Source organism: Actinomycetospora sp. (assembly GCF_055612215.1).
Genome location: NZ_JBVPVA010000291.1, coordinates 1 through 7,784 on the forward strand (window position 1 = coordinate 1; position 7,784 = coordinate 7,784).

Below are 7,784 nucleotides of genomic sequence, written 5' to 3' on the forward strand. Positions count from 1 at the left end.
TCGACGGCCCCCGCCACGGCCCCGAGGCCGCGCGGGCCGTCGAGATCGAGCGGACCCTCCCGACGACGGCCCACGACGCCGAGATCGCCCGCGGCCTCGAGCTGGGGCTGCCCGGCGCGGACTCGATCGTCGACCGCACCATCCCGACCTTCTCCCGCGGTGAGCTCCCGCACTTCGCCGGCATCCCGACGTTCATGAAGAGCCCGTTCGTCGAGGACGTCCGCCGCTGCGGGGAGTACGACGTGGCGATCCTCGGCGCCCCGTTCGACGGCGGCACCACCTACCGCCCCGGGACGCGGTTCGGGCCCAAGGGCATCCGCGACATCTCGCTGCTCTACGGCACGTACTCGTTCGAGCTCGGCGTCGACCTGCGCGAGTCGATCACGATGTGCGACCTCGGGGACGTCTTCACGATCCCGGCCAACATCGAGAAGACCTTCGACCAGATCACCAAGGCCGTCAGCCACGTCTACGCGAGCGGTGCCTTTCCGGTGGTGCTCGGCGGCGACCACTCCATCGGCTACCCGACCAGCCGCGGCGTCGCGGAGAACCTCGACGGCAAGCTCGGGATCATCCACTTCGACCGCCACGTCGACACCCAGGAGACCGACCTCGACGAGCGGATGCACACCACCCCGTGGTTCCACGCCACGGACCTGCCCAACGTGCCGCCCGAGAACCTGGTCCAGATCGGGATCGGTGGCTGGCAGGCCCCCCGGCCCGGCGTCGCCGTCGGACGCGACCGCGGCACGAGCATCCTGACCGTCACCGACTGCGTCGAGATGGGGATCGAGGCGGCCGCCGAGCGGGCCCTCGAGGTCGCCTGGGACGGCACCGACGCGGTGTGGCTGTCCTTCGACATCGACTGCCTCGACGCCGCCTTCGTCCCCGGCACGGGCTGGCCCGAACCCGGCGGGTTCCTGCCCCGCGAGGTCCTCAAGTTCATCCAGCTCATCTGTGACGCCCGCCCGCTCGCCGGCATCGAGGTCGTCGAGTGCTCACCGCCCTACGACAACGCCGAGATCACCTCGCTCATGGCCACCCGGGTGATCGTCGACGCGCTCGGGTGCCTCGTGCGATCCGGGCACCTGCCGAGGAGGACCACGTGACCGCACTCGAGGAACGCGACAGCTCCGACCTGACCGGCCTGGGGTACGCGCAACAACTGCACCGCGGACTGGGCCCGTTCGCGTCGTTCGCCTCCGGTTTCTCGTTCGTCTCCATCCTGACGACGGTGTTCCAGCTCTTCATCATCGGCTACGGCTTCGGGGGCCCGGCCTACATCTGGACCTGGCCGATCGTGTTCGTCGGGCAGTTCTGCGTCTGTCTGGTCTTCGCCGAGCTCGCCGCGACCTATCCGATCGCCGGCGCGATCTACCAGTGGTCCCGACGCGTCTCGAACGACCCGATCGGCTGGATGGCCGGCTGGCTCATGCAGATCGGCTACATCGTCTCGGTCGCGGCCATCGCGATCGCGCTGCAGGCCGTGCTGCCCGAGGTGTGGAGCGGGTTCCAGCTCGTCGGCGGCGACCCGGACCCGACCTCGCCGACCGGCGCCCTGAACGCCATCGTCCTCGGCTCGATCTGCATCGCGCTCTGCATCGTCATCGCCTCGTTCGGGGTGACCCGCATGGCGTGGGTGACGCGGACCGGGGTGACCATCGAGATCGTCGGCGTCCTGGTGGTCGTCGTCCTGCTGTTCACCCACGCCCAGCGCGGCCCCGAGGTGGTGCTCGAGACGAACGGCGTCCAGGGCGACGGCTCCTACGTCTGGCCGTTCCTCGCCTCGATGCTCATGGCCGCCTACGTGATGTACGGCTTCGACTCGGCGGCCGAGCTCTCCGAGGAGACCGGGGACCCCCGCCGGACCGCCCCGCAGGCGATCATCCGGTGCATGCTGCTCTCCGGCGTCGGCGGGCTGCTGCTGATCCTCGCCGCGCTCGTGGCCTCGCCGGACCTCGCCGCGCCGGAGATGTCGAGCGTGGGCATCGCCTGGGTGGTCACCTCCCAGCTCGGCGACGTCCTCGGGCGGATCGTGCTCGCGGTCGTCGCGATCTCCATCTTCTCGGCGGCACTGGCGATCGCGGCGTCGGCGACCCGGGTCATGTTCTCGATGGCCCGCGACGGCCGGCTGCCGTTCTCACGCGTGCTGGCCCACGTCTCGCCGCGCACGAAGACCCCGATCTGGTCCGGCGTCGTCGTCGGGGTGCTCTCGATCGGGGTGCTGCTGATCAACCTGGGGCAGACCTCGGTGTTCACCTCGGTCACGTCGATCTCGGTGGTGATCGTCTACCTGGCGTACCTGTTCGTCACGGTGCCGCGTCTCTGGCACCGGCTGCGGCGCTCGGCCCGCCACGAGGCCGATCCCGCGCACTTCTCGCTGGGCCGCTGGGGCCTGCCCGTGAACGTCGTGGCCGTGGTGTTCGGGGTGTTCCTGCTGGTGAACATCGGCTGGCCCCGCCAGGCGGTGTACGACCCCGACGGCAGCAGCGTGGTCCTGCAGTACTCGGCGCCGCTGGCCGTGGTGGTCGTCGTCGTGCTCGGTCTGGGCGCCTACGCGGTCATGCGGCGCCAGGCCCGCGACGCGACTCCCGTCGAGCGACACTGAATCCGGACGTTCGCGACGAACACCGCGAAAGGCCCCGTCCACCGAGTCGTCCCGATCGGATTTGCGTAGTCGACTACGGATGACGGCACGGGTCGTCCTGCGCGACCGTTCCCCCGGCAAGCCATCGCACCGCCCGGCGGTGCCTGCTGCGCTGGGGGAGACGTCATGGATCGGACGGAGACGTTCGGGGGCTTTGGGCGATTCATGACGTACTGGGGCATTCCCCACCCCCGCTCGTCCTCCGACGGGGATCCCACGCTCGCGGCCGCGGCGGGTGCCACCCCCGCTGACCGGGGAGCACGCGTGCGCGGCCCGGCGGCGGTAGGGGAGACCCCACCCCGCGGGGCAGGGAATGCCCGCCGGGAACGAGGGCGCGCACCCTCTCGGGACGATTCCCGGAAGGCCATTCTTCAGAGGTGCCTCGCCGAACCCGGCGACAGCGCGACCACCGGCGGTCGATTCCCGACCGACCCCTTCCGAAAGTGAGACCACCATGGCTCCGCAGACTCCCCCCGCCGCCACCATCAGCGGGGACAACAAGACCGTCGTCGAGCACAAGGACGGCACCACCTCCGTCTTCGACAGTGCCGGGAAGTTGGAACAGACCCTCCCGCCCGGCACCGCGATCACGGTCACGGGCAACAACGTCACGGTGAACTCGGCGCACGACAACAGCAACATCAAGGTCGAGGGCGTCGGTGACAAGGTCACCTCCAGCGGCGCCGGCAGCCACATCACGGCGACCGGTGCCGGCAGCTCGGTCACCTCGTCGGGTGTCGGCAGCCAGGTCACCGCGACCGGGGTCGGCGAGAACGTCTCCGCCTCCGGGGCCGGCAGCACGATCTCGTCCTCGGGGGCCGGCAGCACGGTCACCTCGACCGGGGTCGGCCAGCAGGTCTCCGCCTCGGGTGCCGGCGGCACCGTCTCGGCGTCCGGCGCGGGGACCTCGGTCGCGGCGTCCGGTGTGGGCAGCACGGTCACCGCGTCGGGGGCCGGGGAGACCGTCATCGCCTCGGGCGCCGGCGAGCACATCACCATCAGCGGCGCCGGCGACTCGAGCGTGATCTCGGGGGCCGGGAGCACCGCCACCGTCTCCGGTGTGCAGGACTCCACGACCGTCAGCGGGGTCGCCGACCAGGTCACGGTCACCGGGGTCGCGGACCAGACCACCGTCACGGGCATCGGCGACACCACGAACGTCAAGGGCCTCGACGACGTCACGACGGTCAAGGGCCTGAACGACACCACCAACGTCAGTGGGACCGGCGACCAGACCACGGTGTCGGGGCTGAACGACACCACGAACGTCTCCGGGCTGAGCGACACGACGGCCGTGACCGGTCTGGGCGACACCACCAACGTCACCGGGATCAACGACACCACGGGCGTCTCCGGGGCGTTCGACACGACGAACGTCAACGGCGTGCTCGACCACACGACCGTGACCGGCAACTTCGACACCACGAACGTCAACGGCCGCTTCGACGACACGACGGTGACGGGGACCCTCGACACGACGAACGTCAGGGGCGACTTCGACACCACCAACGTCAAGGGGAACTCCGACACCACCAACGTGACGGGGAACTCCGACCAGACGACGGTCGCGGGGAGCCACGACACCACGACCGTGTCCGGGTTCGGCGACCGGACCGACGTCACCGGGAACTTCGACCAGACGAACGTCAACGGCGTGCTCGACTCGACGAACGTGCACGGCATCGGCGACACCACCCACGTCTCCGGGCTCGGCGACCAGACCCGGATCGACGGGTTGGGGGACCGGACGACGGTCGACGGGCACTTCGACCGGACCGACGTCGGCGGCGCGTTCAACCCGACGCAGGTCAACACCCCGACCAACACCACGACGTCGCACGGCGTCGGTGACACGGTGACCGGTCCGGGGGCCCCCGGTGGCTTCCACCCGCTCGCCGCGGGCCAGGGTGCCGCGGGCGGGATCGGCGCCGGGGCCGGGCACGGGGCCTTCCACGGAACGCAGGCGCAGGCCGGACAGCAGGCCCACCAGACGGTGGCGGCCGGCCAGGGCCACCAGGAGACCTTCGCGCCGGTCGAGCACCAGGCCCCGCAGCACGAGGCGGAGCACGCGGAGACCCACGTCCAGGACCACCACCAGGACCAGGGTCACGAGGCCGCGGCCGCGCAGCACTCGCACGACAGCGGGCACGGCTCGCAGCACGGTGGCGGCGACGACCACCACGCTGCCTCGGCGGCACAGCACCACGGCTGAGTCGTCCCCCCGAGCGAGCCCCGGACCCCCGGACGTGGGGGTCCGGGGCTCGCTCGGCGTCCGGCTCCGCCCGGCGACCTTGTGCCGCGGACCGACCCGGCGCATGGTCGTCACCACGCCGCTCCAGCAAGGAGGCACGATGTCCCCCGCCCAGGTCGGCGGCGCCGCGGCGCGCCACGCCGCCGAGACGTTGGACCTGGCCGTGCAGGGTGCGCAGGCCTACGAACGCGAGGACCTCGCCGAGCGACTGACCTCGACCCGGGCGCTGCTGACCGACAGCTCGGTGACCGTGCACGTGGTCGGGGAGTTCAAGCAGGGCAAGAGCTCGCTGATCAACGCCCTGCTCGGCGTGGCGGTCTGCCCCGTGGACGACGACATCGCGACCTGTGTGCCCACCGAGGTGCGCTACGCGCAGCAGGTGAGCGCGGTCGCGAACTTCGAGTCCGCCTCGGGCTCGGGCGGCGCCGGCTGGACCGAGCCGATCCCGCCGGCACAGCTGTCCGGCTACGTATCGGAGTCCGGCAACGCCGGGAACCACCGCCGCCTGCGCTCGGTCGCGGTCGGCCTCGACCGCCCGCTGCTCTCCCAGGGCCTCGTCCTCGTCGACACCCCCGGGGTCGGCGGGATCGGGGCGACGGCCAACGCCTCCGCCCTGAGCGCCCTCCCGCGCTCGCACGCGGTCCTCTTCGTCACCGATGCGTCCCAGGAGCTCACCGACGCCGAGCTGCGCTTCCTGCGCGCGGTCCAGGACCTCTGTCCCCACGTCGTGGTCGTCCTGTCGAAGGTCGACCTCTACGCGCACTGGGAGCAGATCCGGACGCTCGACGCCGAGCACCTCGCGCACCACCGGATCCCGCTCGAGATCATCCCGCTCTCCAACACGATCCGCTGGCAGGCGGCGAAGGCCGACGACCAGGAGCTCAACCAGGAGTCGGGCTTCCCGGTCCTTGTCGCCCGGCTCAACGAGGTCATCGGCCACGCCGGGCAGCTGGCGCTCGACACCGTCACGGCGCACCTGTCCTCGGTGATCGACCAGCTCGAGGTCGTGATGCGGGCGCGGCGGACCGCGCTGGACGCCCCGGGCGAGGCCGGCGTGGTCGTCGAGCAGCTCACGGCGGCCAAGGAGCGCGCCGACGCGCTGCGGGACCGGTCGGCGCGGTGGCAGCAGATCCTCCAGGACGGCTTCAGCGACATCGCCTCCGACGTCGACTTCGACCTCCGCGACCGGTCGCGGGCCGTGCTCCACGAGGCGGAGGCGAAGATCGACGAGGGCGATCCCGCCCAGGGGTGGGAGGAGTTCGAGGCATGGCTGCGGCAGCGCCTGGCCGGCGAGGCGCTGGAGAATTACGCGATCTTCGTGCGACGGGCGAAGGAGGTCGCCCGGGCGGTCGGTGAGCACTTCGAGCTGGCCGAGGCCGAGGTCGTCGGGGTGCGGGACGTCGGCGCGCCCCTCGAGCTGATCGGCGGGTTCGCCATCGACGCCGCGTTCGTCGAGAGGAAGGCCAAGGGCGCCGGGATGGCCGCGTTCCAGAAGGCCTACGGCGGCTTCCTCATGTTCACCATGCTGAGCCACATGACGGCGCTGGTGATCCCGTTGCCGTTCGGGCTGGTGGCGGCCGCGCTCATGGGCGGGTCGGGCATCAAGGAGGAACGGCGCCGGGCCCTCGAACGGCGCCGCGGCGAGGCCAAGATGGGCGTCCGCCGCTTCGTCGACGAGTTCAACATGACGGTCGGGAAGGACTCGCGCGACGCGGTCCGCCACGTCCAGCGCGAGCTGCGGACCGCCTGGAGCGACCGGGTCGCCGAGCTGCAGCGCTCGGCCAACGAGGCGCTCGTGGCCGCCCAGCAGGCGGTCAAGGGCGACGAGAACGCCGCGGGCACCCGGGAGCGCCTCGACCAGGACCTCGAGCTGCTGGCGAGGCTGCGCGCCCGCCTCCACGACCTGTCCGCGCACCGCGAGCGCGTCGAGGCGCCCCGGGAGGTCCCGGCCGCCGCCACGTCGGGGGGTGGGGCGTGAGCGGGCCGGTCGGGCCCTGGGGCTCCGGACGCCCGCCGTCGGGGCCCCCGCCGACGGGGCCACGGCCGCCGTCGGGACCCCAGCCGCCGGGACCCCTGCCGTCGGGACCGCTGCTGGAGAGCGTGCGGGCGCTGGTCCGCCAGGCCGGCCGCGTCTACGCGGGCGGGCCGGCGATGCCGGAGCTGGCGGCCGTCGCGTCCCGGCTCGACGAGCCGCTGCGGGTGGCGCTGGCCGGCCGGATCAAGGCGGGCAAGTCCACCCTGCTCAACGCGCTGGTCGGCCAGGAGCTCGCCGCCACCGACGCGGGGGAGTGCACCCGCGTGGTGACCTGGTACCGCGACGGGCTGGCGTACCGCGTCATGGCCCACCCGCGGACCGGTCCGCCCCGGCCGCTGCCCCCGCGGCCGTCGGGGGCGCTGCTCGACATCGACCTGCGGGGCCTGCGCGCCGAGGACATCGACCGGCTCGTCGTCGACTGGCCCTCGGCGTCGTTGCGCACGATGAGCCTGATCGACACGCCGGGGATGGACTCGCTGAGCAGCGAGCTGTCCCGGCGCGCCGAGTCCGCGCTCGGCGCCGACGACGCGCCGGCCCAGGTCGACGCCGTGGTGTACCTGATGCGTCACGTCCACGCCTCCGACGTCCGGTTCCTCGAGTCCTTCCGCGACGACCCCGCCGAGCGGCGCCCCATCAACACCCTGGGCGTGCTGGCCCGGGCCGACGAGGTCGGCCACGGCCGGGAGGACGCCCTCGAGAGCGCGGCCCGGATCGCGGCCCGCTACGAGCAGGACGCGCGGCTGGCGGCGCTGTGCCAGACGGTGCTGCCCGTCGCGGGCCTCCTCGCCGCGACCGCGGCCACCCTGCGCGAGGACGAGTTCCGGGCCGTGACCACGCTCGCGGCGGCGGAC

5 protein-coding genes are annotated in these 7,784 nt (G+C 72.4%); all 5 read left to right on the top strand.

Annotated elements, in window-relative coordinates; genetic code table 11:
• A partial coding sequence (locus AC0CYZ_RS08015; protein ID WP_472214050.1) for an agmatinase family protein occupies positions 1-1,109 on the top strand: 1,109 nt, incomplete at its 5' end.
• Positions 1,106-2,608, top strand: coding sequence for an amino acid permease (locus AC0CYZ_RS08020; RefSeq protein ID WP_472214052.1), 1,503 nt, complete (start codon positions 1,106-1,108; stop codon positions 2,606-2,608). The genes AC0CYZ_RS08015 and AC0CYZ_RS08020, both read left to right, overlap by 4 nt.
• 493 nt (positions 2,609-3,101) lie before the next feature.
• The gene (locus AC0CYZ_RS08025) at positions 3,102-4,859 is read left to right on the top strand and encodes a beta strand repeat-containing protein (RefSeq protein ID WP_472214054.1); all 1,758 of its coding nucleotides are present in this window, start codon (positions 3,102-3,104) and stop codon (positions 4,857-4,859) included.
• A gap of 139 nt (positions 4,860-4,998) precedes the next feature.
• Positions 4,999-6,876 (top strand): dynamin family protein, encoded by a 1,878-nt coding sequence (locus AC0CYZ_RS08030; RefSeq protein ID WP_472214056.1) that lies wholly within the window; start codon positions 4,999-5,001, stop codon positions 6,874-6,876.
• A gap of 122 nt (positions 6,877-6,998) precedes the next feature.
• On the top strand, positions 6,999-7,784 hold a 786-nt coding region (locus AC0CYZ_RS08035), incomplete at its 3' end, for a dynamin family protein (RefSeq protein WP_472214058.1).

Excerpts from the sequence above, each read along its gene's own strand:
- AC0CYZ_RS08025 (WP_472214054.1), top strand. The coding sequence starts at position 3,102 with ATGGCTCCGCAGACTCCCCCCGCCGCCACCATCAGCGGGGACAACAAG.
- AC0CYZ_RS08030 (WP_472214056.1), top strand. The coding sequence starts at position 4,999 with ATGTCCCCCGCCCAGGTCGGCGGCGCCGCGGCGCGCCACGCCGCCGAG.